The organism is Paenibacillus sp. FSL H3-0302 (assembly GCF_037982245.1).
GTDB lineage: Bacteria > Bacillota > Bacilli > Paenibacillales > Paenibacillaceae > Paenibacillus_AQ > Paenibacillus_AQ odorifer.
Genome location: NZ_CP150284.1, coordinates 5087805 through 5106659, shown reverse-complemented (window position 1 = coordinate 5106659; position 18855 = coordinate 5087805). Strand labels below are relative to the sequence as shown.

Here is an 18855-nt window from a genome sequence, read left to right as displayed (position 1 = left end):
AACGGCAGCGGCGCTCTCTCCTATCTTGCTATTGAAAGGGTGGATGAATCGAAATGGCTAAACTCAGAATCGCGGTGCTTATGCTCCTTGTCTTTTTTCTAGCGAGACCTGTGGTAACGCAGGCTAGTAGTGAACCCAACTTCCAAACTGTGTTATCAAAAGAAAGTCCTATCCTCAACAGTACCTTTACTGTTGAGATTGCAGCGAACCTAATGACGGATTTGTACGCGTACGAGTTGAATCTGACCTATGATCGCTCAAAGCTGGAGTTCGTGAGTTACACAGCAGGCGAGGGCGGCTTCAACATTGACGCCCTATTGACGAATAACGGCGTGCGGCTAGCGCATACAGAGCTTGAGAAGAAATCTGGCAAGAACGGAGATCTAAAACTGGCCACAGTTACTTTCAAAGCGCTTGAGAGTGGCGATGTCAAAATCGTTCTATCCCGTGTGAAGTTAGTAGATTCGCAACTGTCTGCGGTTAACTATACCCCTGATGCATCGGCGATCGCGCATATTGTTAGTATCGATGACAACAACGGAAACAACGGAAACAACGGCAATAACGGTAATAACGGTAATAATGGAAACAACAGTAACAACGGAGCGGAAGGAAACGGCAGTTCGATCCAGCCTACAACTCCGAGTAATGTCAACGGTTCTACGATCAAACCGGTGATTCGTTATGACGCAGCTGCACAATCGTTACAATCAACCGTGGATCTAGAATCACTGCAGAAAGCTCTTAACCAAACTACCGCCAACGACAAAGGAGTAAAAAAAGTAATCATTGAAGTCGAGTCGAAGCCCGGGGCAAAAGAGTACGTTCAGACGATTCCAACTTCGGCTATATCCAATGATGTCAAAAAGGCGGAAATTGAAATTGTAACACCACTGGCTAACCTCACTCTCCCTGATAATATGCTGCAAGCTGGGGTTACCTCCAATGAACAAATAAGTCTTCATATCACAAGTGTTGATCCTAAATCCTTGCAGCCGTCCGTGCAAAACCAAATCGGCAACCATCCCGTCATTCAAGTAACTTTAACGTCGGGTGGCAAGATCATAACCTGGGATAATCGCCAAGCTCCGGTCACAGTCAGCATCCCCTACGTTCCTACTGCACAAGAGCTGCTTAATCCAGAGCATATCGTTGTGTGGTATGTAGACAGTCAAGGGAAACTTACTTCGGTTCCTAGTGGTAGATATGATGCGAAGTCCGGTCGCGTCAGCTTTAAGACTACACATTTCAGCATGTATGCAATTGGTTATACGAATAAATCCTTTAAGGATCTTGAGTCTGTGGCTTGGGCTAAAAATCCGATCGAGGTTATGGCTTCCAAGGGAATTATTAGTGGTGTGTCCGATACAGAATTCCGCCCATCTCAAGCTGTTACTAGAGCCGACTTTTTGGTATTGCTCGTTAGGACGCTAGAACTGAGCGGAAAAGCTGGAGATACCTTCGCGGACGTCCCATCCCAAGCTTATTATTACGAGGCCGTTGGCATTGCTCGGGCACTTGGCATTGCGGAAGGCTCAGGAGACAACTTGTTCAAACCGCTTGAGCCAATCACCCGTGAGGACATGATGGTCCTAACCGCCAGAGCCTTGAAGGCGTCAGGTCAACAGGTTACAGGTGGAGATACATCCGTGCTTCAACCGTTCAGCGATGTTGCGAAGATTTCTGCCTATGCGTCTGAATCTGTCGCAAGTCTAGTGAAAGCGGGTTTGATTCACGGGAATGGCCGCCAAATCGAGCCTAAGTCTACGACGACACGAGCGGAAGCAGCTGTGTTAATGTACAACATATATAACCTCTGATAGTATTCGTGCACTTCTATTCTAAGGAGGAAGAAGATATGAACAGGACCGCACCCTGGGGGCAAGAAGACACCATAAGCCGAAAAGTAACGGCTATAGCCATAATCGTGGCGATGATAATGAGTCTTTTATATGGTTATTCTCCGCGAACCGCTGCGGCCGCTGCTGCCAGCTGGCAGGCGAATACCACTTATACGATCAACGATTGGGTCATCTATAATGATCTGGAATATCAGTGTATACAAGCACACACCTCGGAGGAAGGGCTGAAACCTTCAATTGCGGTGGCGTATTGGGCGAAGAATGGCAAGCCGATTCCGGGCAAGCTTGAAGCCGAGAACTGGGACAGCATGCAAGGGGTTCAGAACGAGGCAACCACGGATACTGGAGCCGGTTTAGATGTGGGCAATATTGAAGCCGGAGATTGGCTGGAATACAAGGTAAATGTGGCTTCCGCAGGAATCTACACCGTAGATTTTCGTCTTGCTACGAAGTATTCAGATAAGGAGCTTCAATTGCAAGATAGCAGAGGAACTGTTCTGGCAGCGGTTTATGTGCCAAATACGACCGGTTGGCAAAAATGGACGACCGTAAGTGTGTCGGCAAATCTGAGTGCGGGTCCGCAAACCCTGCGCATCACGACGAATACCGGCAACTTCAATATTAACTGGATGATGTTCACTGATGTATTATCAGCCTCGACCCCGACAGGAGTAACCGGCAAGGCTGGTGATACACAAGCGATGCTTAATTGGCCGGCGGTTACCGGAGCGATTTCGTATAATGTGAAGCGTAGTGAAACAACTGGCGGGCCCTACGAGCTGATTAAGAACATGGATTCCAACCGGTATGTAGATAGCAAATTGATGAACGATAAAACCTATTATTATGTCGTCAGTGCAGTAACCGATTCCGGCGAAAGCCCAAATTCCATGGAAGTAGGCATCACGCCAATTCTGCTACCCGACATACCAGCTGCTCCGACAGGGTTGACGGGAATAGCAAGGGACAGCCAAGTGACCCTGAAATGGGAGTCTGTCGAAGGTGCGGAGCAATACCATTTGCTCAGAAGGGATGACGGAGGGGCTAAGTATTCGGTCATCGCGTCGGATTTGACGGCAACCCAATATAACGACGCCGGATTGACTGACGGAATGGTATATGAATACACCGTTCAAGCTCAAAATGCGGGTGGCTTAAGCGAAAATTCGGTCTCCGCTAAGATTTCTCCAGTTACCCCTTTAGCGAAACCAGCTGGATTGATTGCTGTTCCTGGTGATGCCCGCGTGGATATAACATGGAACCCTGTGCCGGGAGCCTCCTCGTACTCAGTGAAGCGAAGTGTAATATCGGGGAGAACGTATTCGGTCGTGGCTAGCAACCTGACCGCTCCGGAATTTACTGATAGCACCGTACACAACGGAACGAATTATTATTATGTTGTATCTGCCTTAAGTGCTCAGACGGAAAGTATGAATTCCGATCAAGCACGCGTATCTCCGGTTCATTTCCAGCAGGGGGTACCTTCTTCGCCAAATGAAGTAACAGCACAAGCGGGAGTTAGCAAGGTTAACTTGCAGTGGACCGAGGTTGCTGAGGCTGATTCATACCTCGTTAAACGGGCGGCTTCGTTGGCGGGACCCTTTACAACGATCGCTAGCGTAACCCAAACAAACTATCTGGACAACAGCATAACAAACGGTCTGACCTATTATTATGTTGTATCTGCTGTTAATGCGAGGGGCTCGGGAGCAGATAGCCTGATCCAAATCGCCACTCCAGCTAAAGTAATTGTAGTTGCGAAGGATGGAACGGGAGATTATACGACCGTTACGGATGCTCTGAATTCGATTCCAACTGGGAATTCGACCCGGCGGGTGATCTATATCCAAGACGGTATCTATCATGAAAAGGTAGCCGTGCCGAATTCTAAGCCATTAGTTAGTTTAGTTGGTGAAAGCAGAGACGGAACGATTTTGACCTATGACGATTATGCTAATTCCGGAATAGGTACTGGAAACAGCCACACGTTGTTAGTTTCTGCCAGCGACTTTACGGCAGAAAATATGACGATTCGCAATACTTCGTTTGAGAGAGGAAATGTAGGTCCCGCAGTCGCACTTAACGTAACGGGCGACAGAGCAATTTTTACGAACGTTTATCTGGCAGGGTTCCAAGATACCTTGTACGCAAACGGCGGGCGACAGTACTTTAACCGATGCATAATTGAAGGGGACGTCGACTGGATCTTTGGGAATGCTGCGGCTTATTTCTACGATTCGGAGATTAAGTTCGTTGGTGGCTTTGGCGGTCATATGACGGCAGCCTCTACGGATGAGAAAGCTGAGTTTGGCTATGTTTTCATGAACTCGCGATTGACCCGCGGTACTTCTTCTTTGAAGGAATCGGTGACTCATGATCCTTGGAGACCGGAATGGGATATCGACACTAAGCTGGCTGCTACTAACGGTTTGCTAGATCTGGGTAGACCTTGGAGAGCTAACGCCAACGTGAAGTACATTAATACCTGGATGGATGCGCATATCAAAGCAGTAGGTTGGGATAATTGGGGAAATCCTTCTAACGAATCGACGGCGCGGTATGGTGAATACAACTCTTCGGGACCAGGTGCCAATGCGAAGGGCCGCTATCGCTGGTCGAGCCAATTGACATCTGACGAAGCCAATCAATACACCGTTCAGAATGTGCTGAAAGGAGCGGATGGGTGGGATCCTACGCTGTTCGGCACGCTTCCTGGGCATGAACAGAATGAACAGCAACCTGCTTCTCCAACCGGACTGAGTGTGACTTTCCCGAGCGGTGTTGATGCGACATTAGGCGATTCTCCCGTAGCTCTGTCGTGGAACACGGTTGAAGGAGCAAGTTCTTATCGTGTCTATCGCGGAAGCGAAGCGGGTGGTCCTTACTTGCCGATTGCATCCGATCTGATTCCGTCATCCACTTCCCCGCTGGCAACGATCCAAGGTGAGGATTGGACAGCGATGTACGGTGTCAAAACTCAGAATACGAGTGATGAAGGCGGAGGTCTAAATGTCAGTTATATCGATCCGGGAGATTGGATGGATTACGCGATACAGGTTCCTGCGGGTGGATTCTACACCTTGGATCTGCGCGTCTCTGCTCCGGACAGCGGTAAACAGCTTCAATTAAAGAGTGGGAATGGCAGCGTGCTGAGCACCGTAGATATTCCGCAAACCGGTGATTGGCAGAGCTGGACAACGGTCAGTGTGAATGTCAATCTTCCCGCTGGGAATCAAACTTTACGCCTTTATTCCGTAACGGGGAGCTACAACTTGAACTGGCTCCGCTTGACGGAGGGAGTGAAAGATAAGGTTCAATATTCGGATATGGTTGTGAACACAGGAGCTCCTTTTTATTATGTAGTAACTGCTGTGAATGCGAATGGAGAGAGCGTCTATTCAACTGAAGTATCTTTGTCTTCAGCTCCGGTGAAATTTGATCGTAATCATGAGAATCAAGCGGATCTGACTGTATCTGTTAAACGCTCGGGAGACACAATGACGGGAATTATGCTCGGAACCCATGCACTGAATAAGGGGACCGATTACACTGCCAATGGAAGTATTTATACTCTTCGTGATGTCTTCTTGTCTCAGTTGCCGATTGGAAAAAATACACTAACTTTCACTTTCGCTTCCGGTACTAAAATTCTGTTAGCCATAGAAGTTGTGAATTCCACCATGCTGCCGGGACAGACCCTATCGAACATACCGGCACTGGAGCTTTATAGCCTTGAGGGGGTAGCTCCATTTTTGCCAAGCATCGTTCCCGTTCAATTTACGGATGGATCGGAGAAAGCATTGGCTGTCGTGTGGAGTTCAATCGATCCAGCTAAGTATGCATCTGTGGGGAACTTTACTGTGCAGGGAACTGTAACGGGCACCGATGTAAAGGCGACTGCGAAGGTTAGCGTCAAATCCGCGGATTCCGTGGGGGTTGTAACGGGCGGGGATGACTTGCAAACGTATCAAAAAGATCTGCCATTCGATATGCCAGCGATTACGCTTCCAACATTTCCAAACGTAGATTTTAATATTGAAGATTATGGCGCTGTTGGAGATGGTATAACCAAAAATACGGCGGCATTCGCAAAGGCAATTGAGGCGGCTACACTGGCAGGTGGAGGGCGTGTCGTCGTACCTGCTGGTGTATGGCTGACAGGAAGTATCCAAATGGCAAGTAATATTGATCTGCATGTAGAGGCTGGTGCACTCATTCAATTTAGTCCCGACTATGATGACTACAATTTGGTGAATGCAAAATATCAACCGATGCTGGCGGCATCGGGGCTCAGCAACATCGCGATCACAGGAAAAGGTGTTATCGATGGCAATGGGCAATATTGGCGTTATGTGAAGAAGGGCAAGGTCACAACCACGCAGTGGAATTATCTGTTGTCCTTGGGCGGAGTGTTGACCGATAACGGCAGTGTTTGGTATCCGTCTCAACAAGCTGTTGGGGTATATCGTCCTATCATGGTCGACATCTATAATAGCAGCAATGTGTTAGTTGATGGACCTACCTTTATGAATTCACCACAATTTGCGACTAGCTTTACGAAGATTCGGAATCTGGTGATCCGTAATTCAACGGTCAATAACGACGCTTGGTACCAGAACGGAGACGGTCTTGATGTCACTTCTTCGCAGAATGTTGTTTTATATCACAACACGGTGAATGCCGGAGATGATGGAATCGGGATGAAGGCCAGCTATGACCCGAGTCCGACAAACGCTTTGTCCGAAGTCGTAATTGCCGACAACATTGTTTTTCGTGGCCATGGCGGATTGTCTATCGGAAGTAACACATCCGGAGGCATTCATAACCTTGCGGTTCGCAACAATCAATATATCGGAACGGATAATGGGATCAATATTAAAAGTTTTGTTGGTGGTGGTGGTCCTATCGAGAATATCTATATCGATGGTCTCCATATGCAGAATATTGGTTATACGGCATTATCCATTAATGATTTCTATACGGGGCACAGCGAAGCAGTGGATAATGCGCAGCTGGGAGTCGATAACCGGGTTCCAGAGGTTAAAAATATCCACATTCGTAACGTTACGGTGGACGGAGCTTCGGAAGCAGTGTCCATCGATGCACTGGCCAATGTGCCTTTGCGTAATGTGGAGTTGACCAATGTAAAAATGTCGACTCAAACTGGATTCGTGTCCAGTAATACGACTGATATTCATTTCAATCATGTTCAGATCGTTCCGGCGAACGGAACCCTCTATACCATGAACAATGCAGCCGATATTTTATTGAATGACGTTCTTTGTCCGCCTGGCACAAGCACCTTTATCCATTTGAAGGGATTCGCGAGTAATATCCTATTGCAGGATACGGATTTTTCGCAGGCGGGGATACCGTTTCACTTGGATTCAGGCATAAGTCCTTCAGTTATTACGGTCTCTAATCCGGGTTCCATTCAGATTCCTAAAGCACCCGCAAACGTAAGTGCAACTACGGGCAGGGCCGAAATCTTGCTACGCTGGGATGAGGTTGCCGGAGCTGATTATTATGCAGTGAAGCGAAGCGTAAATAGCTCAGAGGGGTATGTAACCATTGCCTCCAATGTCACGGACAGCACTTATTTGGACAATGCCGATCTTACTGCTGGTAATTATTATTATGTGATTACGGCAGTTAATGTTGGAGGTGAGAGCGATAACTCTAACGAGGTCAGCGCGATTGTAAATGCTCCGTCCTTAAGTCTTCCCTATGCTACGGTTATGGGAGAAGGAACAACGTTTGCCGGCCAACAATTTGGTTTGGTTTATGGCTTAAATAATGATTACGTTACAGAAAGTGTCAGCACTGTTGTTTATGGTCAAGAGTTGATGTTTGAATATGACCCGGACCTAATTCTTTACGATTCGGTAGAATGCTTAGCGGATGAATGGGGAGTGGAATCCGTCGATAAGGATGAGGTGAATGGAAAAATCACAATCAAGCTCGCAAGCACTGGAGCTGGTATCCTTCCAAGCGGAGACATGCTCAAAATGCTCTGGCATTCATCAAACCTGAACTATGCCGGCGATACGACGGCCTATCTTCATTTGCACCCCGTTTTGATTGCCGATGGGAGCGAAACGGTATCAAAGCTATCTAATACGATCTATGGCATGAAGATCATGATAGACAAAACGGTCCTGGCCAGCAGGGTTGATGTAGCGAAGAGCCTTACGGCAGATCAATACAATCCATCCACTTGGTTAATCTTGCAAACCTATCTAACCTCTGCGAAAGTGATTCTTGCTGGATCGCAAGCTACACAGAATCAGGTGAATGCAGCTGCCTCGAACTTGCAGTTGGCTATGGATGGGTTAGACGGCGCCTCGGACAAATCGGCTCTGGCATTAAAGATTGCTATAGCACAAGCAACATCCGATTACGCCACTATTGGCAGTAAATGGGGGCAATATACGAAGACGGTAGTGAATGAGCTTAATAATGCAATCGGTAAAGCTATGCAGGTCGTGAATAATCCGAACGCAGCTAAGGTTTCTGTGGAGCAGGCAATCATTGATCTGGATGCAGCGCTGGCAACTTTCTTGAGCTCGGCCAATCCAGCAAGTATCGGTGATTTGGCTATTCTGTCCACTCATTACGGTATAAGCTCCGCACATACGGATTGGATCCGATATCAGATTTATGATCTGAATAAAGATGGTCTTTTGGATATTGTGGATCTTGCGGCGTTAGCCCAGCTTATTCTACATCCATAAAGTAGCCACAGACGAGTCCCAATCAGGGGCTCGTCTTCTTTTTTTGAGAAATTGAATAAAAACAAACAAGGTCTGATAAAAAACAAACCCATCTCTTCGAGCTAGGAGTTATTATAAGAGGAGAATCCGAAACGACTTCATTTGGGGGAAATACATGATCTCGTATCTTTCTAGAAGCCCAATCAAAATTAAGCTGCTTATCTATTTTTTGCCTATTCTTGTGTCATCCGTTGCGCTTACCGGTTTTTTTTCCTATTTCACTGCCGTTAAGCAGCTCGAACAAAACGCTTATTATTTGCTAAGCGATACGACCGAGCAAACGGGCTTTTTTCTTAACGATAAGCTTTATACGATCTTCGAACAGCTAGTGTCAATCGAGAACAATTCGGCTTTTCAATATATTTTATTAGATAATGGACAAGACGAAGGAGAACATCGCTACGATGATATCATCGATCTTCATAAACAGTTCGAGGAAGCCTACCGGAATCATTTGCAAGTCATCGATTCAATTTTTGTCACGTTTAATAATGGCCGGACCTTCAACATACAGAAGGACTTTATTCCCCGGCATGTCGGTGTGAATCTTAATGAATGGCTGGCCCGATACAACCAAAAGGATGCAGAAAGCAGTTATTACTGGTTGAATACGCATGAGGATCAAGTGTTTACTACTGTCACGAAACGTAATGTTGTAAGCGTATTTAAAATTATCGGAAATCTTGATTCCGAAGTTAGTGGCATGGCTCTCATTAATATGAAGGAATCCTATCTGCTCGACATTTTACAGAATGTCAATATTAGTCCCAATGGCTCGCTGGCTCTGATCAGTCCAGATGGGGTGATGTATTCCAAGCCGTTATCCAAAGAGTACGCTATCGGCGATGAGATCGTGAACGATATCCGTAATAACGCTAATCACCAGGGAGATTTAAGGGCGGCCAGCAAGTCGGACCAACGTATGATGATTCACTTTACAACGTTATCGCTGAACGGGTGGAAGCTCGCCGCCATCGTTCCTGAAAGCGATATCTTAGCCAAGGCAAGCCAGATTAAATCGATAACGCTTACAATCGTAGCTGTTATTCTCGTAGTTTTTATTATCATGGCAACCTATTTTGCCAGCAGCCTGACGAATCCCATCCGTTATTTGTCCAAACAAGTGAAGAGTTTTAGACAAGGGAACCTAAATGTTAACTTTCAGCTGAAAGAGCAAAATGAAATTGGTGTATTAGCCAGTGGGTTGGAGAATTTGGTCGATTCGGTTCGCCAATTGCTGGAGCAAGTTAAGGATGAACAGGAACAGAAGCGGCAAATGGAGTTATTAGCATTGCAGTCGCAAATTCAACCACATTTTCTATACAACACTCTCGGATCTATCAAACATATGATTGATTTGGGTGAGAAGGAAAAGGCATCGACTATGGTTAGTGCGCTGGCCCACTTTTTTCGGATCGGCATTAGCAGAGGGCGGGAGGTCATAACGCTTAGAGAAGAGATCGAGCATGTTCAAAGCTACTTGCAAATTCAAAATATCCGTTACCAGAAAGATTTTGAATTTGAGATTCAAGTTGAAGAGAGCATTATGCATCTTCCTATCATGAAACTGACCTTGCAGCCAATTGTCGAGAACGCCATCTATCATGGCATCAAAAACAAGAAGGGAAAAGGGATCATCAGAATAACAGGAAGGCCAAGCGGGGATGCAGCGATAATTGAAGTCTTCGACGATGGTGCAGGGATGGATGTAGAGAAGGTACAGGAGATGAATACTTCTATTCAAGCGCAGAATGTTCAAGAGGCTCCAGTGACATTCGGGCTGCGTAATGTTCACCGACGGCTGGCGCTGCAATTCGGCTACGGGTTCGGGATTCGGCTGGATAGTGAAGAAGGGGTTTATACCATAGTTACTGTAAGGATTCCATATACGAAAAATGAGGTGACGAATCGTGCATAAGCTGGTCATTGCAGACGATGATGAATGGATTAGGGAAGGGCTTCGCAGGAATATTCATTGGGATCAGGGAAACATTCAGGTGGCAGGAGTTGCAGTGGACGGGAAGGAAGCTTGGGAACTTATCCAAAGGGAGAAGCCGGATCTACTGCTCTCGGATATTCGCATGCCTTTTATGGATGGACTGAAGCTTGCCGCCCAAGTGAAGGAGAATGGCTTAGATTTGAAGATTGTCTTCTTAACGGGGTATGATGATTTTTCTTATGCTAAGGAGGCGCTACAGCTTCAAGCGTTTGATTACATATTAAAGTATGAAGATAACGATAAAATCCTGCGGACAATCATGAATGCGTCTGAGGCACTGGAGGAAGAGCGGAGAAAACGTGAGAAGGATATAAAAAGCCATGGTCTTATCGTGAACCAATTTTTTAGCGAGTTGATCTCTGGGTCGGGGAATGAGGAAGCGATTGATAGGGAGGCGAAGCTGCTCGATTTAACGTTTTGCGGCTCGGTGTTCGTGATGGCTGTTCTGAGCTTGGATGGTGTCGGAAGGTTTCTTAAACCCAATAAACCCGTCGATCTGGAGCTATTATTGTTCACTCTCAAAAACCTTTGCAATGAGGTGCTAGAATCTGCAATTTGCGACGGGGTTCAGGTGTATGCGATTCAATATAACCACCGGATCAATCTGTTGTTCAACTACCGAAACGAGGGTGCGGAGAAGCTGAAGCAGGATACCGAGCTTATTGCCCGCCGCTTAACAGTGATGATTGAGCAATATCTCAAAGTTCACGCCAAGATCGGTATAGGCAGCATTGGTGAAGGGTTTAAACATATTGGCGTCTCCTATGAGGAAGCATTGATTGCGACACAGATGAAGGATGTCCGGATGGATCAATCGATTATTTTCTATGATCAGGTCAAATATTCAAGCAATTCGCATCAAGCTATTCTTCGCACAATTATGGATTATATCGCAAATCATTATCAGAATGAGAATCTGGACTTAAAAGAAGTAGCGGAGACGGTCCACATTACACCATCGTACGTCAGTACTTTGTTTAAAAAGTATACGGATGTTAATTTTTGTGAGTATATTGTCCAAGTGCGAATAGATAAAGCTACTGAACTGCTTGTGCATACCGATTTAAAGGTATATGAGGTTGCTGAGAAAATTGGGTATGTGAATACCCAGTATTTTAGTGTTTTGTTCAAGCGGCATACAGGGTTTACCCCGATGGAGTATAGACAGCAGCATAGCTCGTAATAGTTGGAAAGCGTTCACAAACAACCTTATTCCAGTCAGTGATTGGGGTGAGGTTGTTTTTTTGCTGCTATTTTTTATTTTCAAAAAAACAAACAAACTTTGCAAGATATATTATTTAGCTAGCTTCATGCATAGCCTATTATTCTTATTGAGGTGATTATTTCATGAAGGTGAAACAACAATTAGCAACAGGACAAGTGACGGGAACGTCCAAGAGAAAAAACAAGATGATCGGCAGCGACAGGATATTTCCTTACGTTCTGATCATCCCGACTGTCGTTCTCATGGCGGTCATTATGTTCTACCCTATTTTACAAGTCTTCCAACTAAGCTTTCAGAACTATGACTTGACTCGGCCGATGGATGACGGTTTTGCCGGGTGGAGTAACTTTAAGCAGATTTTATTCCATGACGATCTGTTCCCAAGCTCGCTATGGATAACCATCAAGTGGGTGGTTATTGAAGTCGTTCTTCAGCTCGTGTTCGGCTTAGGTGTGGCCCTGCTGCTTAATCAGGCCTTCCGGTTTAGAGGCGTTATACGTTCGCTCGTGCTGATTCCTTGGGCGGTATCAGGCGTTCTTACGACAATGCTGTGGTCGCTCATGTACAACCAGCATATCGGAGTCATTAACGATCTTTTGAAGAGGTTAGGGATTATTCACGAGAATATCGCTTGGCTGTCGAACACCCATACCGTATTCGGTTCGGTTGTACTGGCCGAGTTGTGGAGAGGGATCCCGTTCTTTGCAGTCGCACTGCTTGCTTCCTTGCAGTCTATTCCGAAAGAAGTCTACGAGTCCTGCGAAGTCGACGGTTGCGGAAAGGCAAGAAAGTTATTTTCCATTACCCTGCCTTATCTTAAGGAAAGTATTATTTTCACTACGATGCTAAGAGCCATCTGGGAGTTCAACTCTATCGATATGATCTTCACGATGACAAACGGCGGTCCAATGAATATGACAACCACTCTCCCGATTTATATGTTCCAGACGGCAATTTTGAACGGGAATTATGGCTATAGTTCGGCTATGGGGGTCCTTTCCTTCGCTGTTCTAATGATTTTCGTGGTCGTCTATATGAAATTAAGCAGAGGTGGCCAAAATGAGTAAGCTTAAACGTTTTTTAACCACTTTGTGTTTGTTCTATATTCCTATGACTGTTACGTTGTTGTTTGTCCTACTGCCTTTTCTTTGGGACATCTCAACTTCCCTTAAACATGAGAATGATATTATCAGCTCCACGATTCGTTACCTTCCGCATCCAATTACGTTTGATAATTTCATAAAGGTGTGGAGTGTCAACAATTTTTCGAGATTTTTTGTAAACAGTCTTTTCATCTGTACGGTGTCGGTGATTTTTATTACATTGCTGTCGATTTTCAACGGCTATGCTTTGAGCAGATTTAAATTTGTTGGAAAAAATGCTTTTATGCTTATGATGCTGGGCACTCAGATGCTTCCGGTAATCTTATTCGTCATCCCGTTGTTCCTGATTTTTAAGAGCATGGGGATTATGAATACGCCTTTTGCGATCATATTGTTCTATATCGTTTCACAGGTTGCGTTCAACTCGCTGTTGATGCAAGGATTTGTATCTGGTATTCCGAAGGAAATTGACGAAGCGGCTATGGTCGACGGAGCAGGAAGATTCCGGGTCTTGTTCACGATCATTACGCCAGTGATTCTACCGGGGATCGTAGCGACTGCTCTGTTCGCCTTTATCGGCTGCTGGAATGAGTTCTTGGTTGCTTTCTCATTCCTGACAGATGCGTCCAAATTTACGATCCCAATCGGACTGAAATATTTAATCGGCCAGTACAGTGTAGAGTATGGATCGCTCGCAGCAGGCAGCATTATTGGATTGATACCGCCTATTGTGCTCTTTATGTTTATTCAGCGTTATCTGATTCAAGGTCTGACAGGCGGTTCGGTCAAAGGATAAAAAGGAAAAGGACGTGGGGAGGATTACTACATGAATCTTGGAGAATACGCAGAGCCTTGGATTTCAGATCAGGGAGACGGAACTTATATCAATCCAATCCTGCATGCGGACTATTCGGACCCGGACGTAATTCGCGTCGGTGATGACTTTTATATGACCGCTTCTAGCTTCGGGCACATTCCCGGATTGCCGATCCTGCATTCGAAGGACTTAGTCAATTGGGCAATCATCAATCATGCTGTGCTGGAGATGAACTTGGAGGGGTATGACCGTCCGCAGCATGGCAATGGCATCTGGGCACCTAGCCTAAGATTCCATAGTGGGAAGTTCTGGATCTTCTATGGCGATCCAGATGTCGGCATCATGATGACTTCGGCGGTGGACCCTGCCGGAGAATGGACGCCACTGCATCTGGTTCAGGCAGGCAAAGGCTTAATTGATGCTTGTCCCTTCTGGGATGAGGACGGACAGGCGTATTTGATTCATGCCTATGCGAAGAGCCGCAGCGGCATTAAGCACAAGCTGCGGCTGTGCCGAATGTCCGCTGACGGTAAAGGGCTGCTGGACGAAGGCCGGATTATCTATGATGGAACCGAAAATCATCCGACTCTGGAAGGACCAAAGTTATACCAGCGCAACGGATATTATTATATCCTTGCTCCGGCAGGGGGCGTGGCAACCGGATGGCAGACAGTGTTCCGTTCCCGAAACATCTGGGGCCCTTACGAGGACCGAATCGTTCTGCAACAAGGGCAGACCTCAGTAAACGGCCCGCATCAAGGCGGACTAGTGGAGCTGGATTCGGGCGAATCGTGGTTTATCCATTTCCAGGATAAAGGACCTTATGGCCGGGTCGTTCATTTGCAGCCGGTCAGTTGGGTAGATGACTGGCCTTTGATGGGAGAGCTTCAAGCAAGCGATGGAGCTGGAGTGCCAGTGATACGTTACCGAAAGCCTGAGGTCGGGAAGGCATACGCAGTGTCAGTGCCTGCAACTTCTGACGATTTCGAGTCTTCAACGCTTGGATTGCAGTGGCAGTGGCAGTCTAACCCCAAATCGTCTTGGTATAGTCTCGAGGCAAGAGAGAGCTATCTTCGGTTAAATGCTGAACATAAACCCGTAGACAACAAAGGGCTATACCATAGTCCGCAGCTCTTGCTGCAGAAATTCCCAGCACTTTCGTTTACAGCAGCCTGCAAGGTTGACCCTTCGGGCTTGGGAATAGGGGAGTCCGGAGGTTTGATGATTTTTGGTTATCGTTATTGTTGCTTGGTGGTACGAAGATTAGAGGATCAAGAACTGAAGGGGACGCTAGCCCTATCGCTTATGCAAGGAGATGATACGGGAGAGACAGAAATGTGGTCATATCCTTTGATAGACACGGATAATCTCTTCTTGCGGGTCGAGGTATTAGAGGATGCGACTTGCCATTTCGGCTACAGCTTGGAGGGTACAGACTTCACTTCCGTACCTGTAGAGTCATTTCAAGCTATAGAAGGACATTGGGTGGGAGCTAAGACAGGTCTATTTGCCGTAGGTTCCGGCAATGGAGGATATCTTGATATCGATTGGTTCCGAATCACCAAGTAAGTGAATAACCAAGTAACCGAATAACCCCAAAACAAAGGAGAAGCTTATGCTGAATGTTTCGAAGCGAAATGAGCCTCTGGTAAAACATATTTATACTGCTGATCCGTCGGCTCATGTTTTTGAGGATAAACTATATATTTATGTGTCTCACGATCTTGAAATCAGCGTTCCCAACAACTTAGATGGAGATCATTATGCTATGGAGGATTACCATGTTCTAACTATGGATGATAGGTCAGCAGAATTCGTAGACGATGGTGAAATACTCCATATGAAGGATGTCCCGTGGGTATCCAAGCAAATGTGGGCTCCAGACGCTGGCTTCCGAAACGGCAAATATTATCTTTATTTTCCGGCGCGGGATCTCAGCGGGGTGTTTCGGATTGGTGTGGCGACAGCGGATTCACCGGCGGGACCTTTTACGCCGGAGGCGGATTACATGGAGGGAAGCTTCAGCATTGATCCGGCCGTATTCAACGACGATGACGACGAGGTTTATCTGATCTTAGGAGGGCTTCGCGGGGGGCAGCTGGAGAAGTGGAGTACGGATACCTACATGCCTGATGGCACAGGGCCGGCTCCACACGAACCTGCATTGGGACCTCGCGTGGCAAAGCTAAGCAAGGATATGTTGTCCTTTCAGGACAAATTAATGGAAATCTCCATCATTGATACTGAAGGACGTCCTATTCTGGCAGGCGATGAAGAAAGAAGATTTTTTGAAGGTCCTTGGATGCATAAATACGAGGGGAAATACTACCTCAGTTATTCTACAGGGAACACACATAAAATCGTCTACGCCATTGGAGACAATCCGCTGGGACCCTTTACGTTTCAAGGCACACTTCTGACCCCGGTGATCGGATGGACAACGCATCATTCCATCGTGAACTTTCGGGACAAATGGTATCTATTTTATCATGATAGTTCTTTGTCGGACGGTGTGAGCCATAAGCGCTGTGTGAAGGTTACTGAATTAAAGTATAATGCGGACGGAACGCTGCGAATGATCGATCCAAATTTAGTATAGATAGAATTGTATGGCAACAAGGAATGGTTTTGTAGGATTCCCCTCAGGTAGGCAGTGGAAACAGACCTCATGGTAGATGAGTCTAATCACAGTCAATCGGAGGGGATCTTTTTATATCATAATTGGATGCGCTTTCATTAAAGGGGGTGATCATTCAGGTAGGGTCGTTTCACTAAAATAAGTAGGAGGGATCGGATCAAATGATTAAAAAAGTGCTACGTAGTTTAATGCTGGGAAGTTTATTGATGACTTTAACTTGTTCTAATCTAGCAGGCAAAGCAGAGGCGGCAGCGGTAAATACAATTCCTAACGCGTCTAAGGTTGAGCAGGGTTATGACAGCAGTTTTTTATCAGTTCCTGGTTTTGCATCATTAGGTGTAAAAGATAGAAGCAGTTATGCAGGTACCTCATATTATCGAACGGTCAGCAGTGGCCGAGAGTTTTTACAAGCAATCTTGGATGCAGGCAGTGGTGCTGTAAAAGTTATTGAAGTTACAGATAATCTAAACTTAGGGTGGACTGAATTAGCACTAAATTCTACTGAAATTTCAAAATATAGCTTTGTTACAAAATATCCTGATCCATCAAACGGATTCACGAACCCACTCTTAATAACCTCCGGTGTATCCAAATTAAACATAGCCAATATTGATGGATTAACGATTTTTTCAGCTTCAGGTAAAACTATTAAACACGCAGAATTAAAATTGCAGAGCTCAGTGAATGATATTGTCATTAGAAATCTCAATTTTGATGAAATGTGGCAATGGGATGATACAGGTGAGCACAAAGAGGTAGGCTGGACTTTTATCAAGGTAAATGGCGCAAACAATGTATGGATAGACCACTGTAAGTTTTCGATAGCCGCGGATGGAATGATTGATATGGAAAATGGTTCAACGAATGTAACTTATTCTTGGAACGAATTTGGTCTAGCGGCAGCTCAAAATCCAGCGACTAGTAGCTCTATTTATAAGTCAATTGAATATATGGAGCAAAAATATGCAACAGGATCACTGAACTCCTCCACCAGCCTTTATTATAAAATGCGTAACGAAGGGGCTACCAAAAATCAAATTATGGCTTATGCCGCCTATCACTCCAAAGTTCATTTGGTAGGATCGGGTGACAAGGATTATACGAATTATGTGGGTTCTAACGGTGTGGAAATTAAAGATGGAAATCAAAGACTTCGCTTAACTTTAGCATACAATCGTTATACAAATGTTGGATCGCGTCTGCCAATGATTCGTCAAGGAGTCGGGCATCTATTTAATAATTCTTTTGATAACTCTACACATCAGAATGTACTCGACAGCGTTACTGCAATCTCCAAATATGGCCATGATAAATTATCGCGTGGAATGAACGCCAGAAATGGAGCTTCTATAGCGGGGGACACCAATGTCTATAATGCTTTTAATGAACCGCTGATTGGTGCGGAGCGTCAAGGGGATGATACCGCTAATATGAATGCACCTTTTGACGTATTGTTTAAGGATGCGATGAACCATAGTTTAATTGTAAATTCTACAGTAACAACTAGTAGCGGAACAACCTATACAGGCAGCAGCTGGGATAATAATGGCGTTAATGCCTTTACTAACGGAATGAATTGGAATAACAAAGCAACCATTGGCCAGTGGGCTTGGTCATCATCAATAGTCGGAATTGAAAATATGAGTAAATCAAACCCGCCATCTACGCCTTTTACATTCACTTATGGGTATAACGAGCAATTGCCTTATGCTTATAAAACAGTTCCTCTATCTGGCGTTGTCTCCACAGTAAATCAATATGCCGGGGTCTCAAAAGTTTCTTGGAACACTGCGGAGTGGTTAAAAACAAATTATTATGATGCCTATTCGACGATCGAAGCAGAACGTTATACCAGCATGTCTGGTGTGAAAAATGAAGCGAGTTCCGAAGGCGGTCAGAATGTCGGCTATATAGAGAATGGCGATTATATCGCGTTTAATAATGTTAACTTTGGAAGCGTCGGACCCACAAGTTTCGAAGCAAGAGTAGCGAGCGGTACATCTGGAGGAACTATCGAAATTAGACTGGACAGCTCAACTGGAACTCTGGTTGGAACTTGTCCGGTAGCGGGAACAGGCGGCTGGCAGACCTGGGTGACTAAAACATGTGCAATCAGCGGCGCCACCGGCACGCATAATGTATATCTAAAATTTACCGGCTCTAGCGGATATTTATTGAATCTTAATGGGTTCAAGTTTATTAAGTGATTTTATTAAGCGAGGTTCTGAGGGGGAGTGAAAAACCTTTATGCTGGGGCGGGCAGATAGACCTCGGCTGGAGTGGAAGCGGCGAAAAGGGAGCGGGAGTTGTACCGTAGAATGTGGCGGATGGAGCGGAAGTGGCGAAAAGAGAGGCAAAAATGTCTTAGAATGAGGTGGATGGAGTGGGAGTGGCGAAAAGAGAGGCAAAAATGCCTTAGAATGTGGCGGATCGAGCGG

At 45.7% G+C, this 18855-nt stretch carries 9 protein-coding genes; all 9 read left to right on the top strand.

From position 1 onward, the window contains the following. Positions 1-53 precede the first annotated feature (53 nt). The 9 genes from MHH50_RS22690 to MHH50_RS22650 all read left to right on the top strand — a co-directional run bounded on the left by MHH50_RS22690 (position 54) and on the right by MHH50_RS22650 (position 18624). On the top strand, positions 54-1820 hold the full coding sequence (locus MHH50_RS22690) for an S-layer homology domain-containing protein (protein WP_340033431.1): 1767 nt from the start codon (positions 54-56) through the stop codon (positions 1818-1820). 38 nt (positions 1821-1858) lie between these two features. Continuing rightward, positions 1859-8596 carry a pectinesterase family protein gene (locus MHH50_RS22685; RefSeq protein WP_340033430.1) on the top strand — a complete coding sequence of 2246 codons (6738 nt, stop codon included), beginning with the start codon at positions 1859-1861 and terminating at the stop codon, positions 8594-8596. Between the two features lie 154 nt (positions 8597-8750). Further along, a complete protein-coding gene (locus tag MHH50_RS22680; protein WP_076308200.1) occupies positions 8751-10553 on the top strand; it encodes a histidine kinase in 1803 nt (600 codons plus the stop codon). Beyond that, on the top strand, positions 10546-11817 hold the full coding sequence (locus tag MHH50_RS22675) for a response regulator (RefSeq protein WP_076310150.1): 1272 nt from the start codon (positions 10546-10548) through the stop codon (positions 11815-11817). The genes MHH50_RS22680 and MHH50_RS22675 overlap by 8 nt, the downstream gene beginning before the upstream one ends. Positions 11818-11981: 164 nt before the next feature. After that, the gene (locus MHH50_RS22670) at positions 11982-12926 is read left to right on the top strand and encodes a sugar ABC transporter permease (RefSeq protein WP_076128908.1); all 945 of its coding nucleotides are present in this window, start codon (positions 11982-11984) and stop codon (positions 12924-12926) included. Continuing rightward, the gene (locus MHH50_RS22665) at positions 12919-13758 is read left to right on the top strand and encodes a carbohydrate ABC transporter permease (RefSeq protein ID WP_076128910.1); all 840 of its coding nucleotides are present in this window, start codon (positions 12919-12921) and stop codon (positions 13756-13758) included. The genes MHH50_RS22670 and MHH50_RS22665 overlap by 8 nt, the downstream gene beginning before the upstream one ends. A 30-nt stretch (positions 13759-13788) precedes the next feature. Next, complete coding sequence (locus tag MHH50_RS22660) at positions 13789-15348, top strand: glycoside hydrolase 43 family protein (RefSeq protein ID WP_340033429.1); 1560 nt, start codon at positions 13789-13791, stop codon at positions 15346-15348. A 46-nt stretch (positions 15349-15394) separates the two neighbouring features. Continuing rightward, entirely contained in the window at positions 15395-16378 is a 984-nt protein-coding gene (locus MHH50_RS22655; RefSeq protein ID WP_076276793.1) for a glycoside hydrolase family 43 protein, read from the top strand. A gap of 200 nt (positions 16379-16578) precedes the next feature. Next, positions 16579-18624, top strand: coding sequence for a carbohydrate-binding protein (locus MHH50_RS22650; RefSeq protein ID WP_340033428.1), 2046 nt, complete (start codon positions 16579-16581; stop codon positions 18622-18624). Positions 18625-18855: the final 231 nt, after the last annotated feature.

What these genes read in the sequence shown, in the direction of transcription:
- MHH50_RS22690 (WP_340033431.1), top strand. Translation starts at nt 54, where the DNA reads ATGGCTAAACTCAGAATCGCGGTGCTTATGCTCCTTGTCTTTTTTCTA.
- MHH50_RS22685 (WP_340033430.1), top strand. Translation starts at nt 1,859, where the DNA reads ATGAACAGGACCGCACCCTGGGGGCAAGAAGACACCATAAGCCGAAAA.
- MHH50_RS22680 (WP_076308200.1), top strand. Translation starts at nt 8,751, where the DNA reads ATGATCTCGTATCTTTCTAGAAGCCCAATCAAAATTAAGCTGCTTATC.
- MHH50_RS22670 (WP_076128908.1), top strand. Translation starts at nt 11,982, where the DNA reads ATGAAGGTGAAACAACAATTAGCAACAGGACAAGTGACGGGAACGTCC.
- MHH50_RS22665 (WP_076128910.1), top strand. Translation starts at nt 12,919, where the DNA reads ATGAGTAAGCTTAAACGTTTTTTAACCACTTTGTGTTTGTTCTATATT.
- MHH50_RS22660 (WP_340033429.1), top strand. Translation starts at nt 13,789, where the DNA reads ATGAATCTTGGAGAATACGCAGAGCCTTGGATTTCAGATCAGGGAGAC.
- MHH50_RS22655 (WP_076276793.1), top strand. Translation starts at nt 15,395, where the DNA reads ATGCTGAATGTTTCGAAGCGAAATGAGCCTCTGGTAAAACATATTTAT.
- MHH50_RS22650 (WP_340033428.1), top strand. Translation starts at nt 16,579, where the DNA reads ATGATTAAAAAAGTGCTACGTAGTTTAATGCTGGGAAGTTTATTGATG.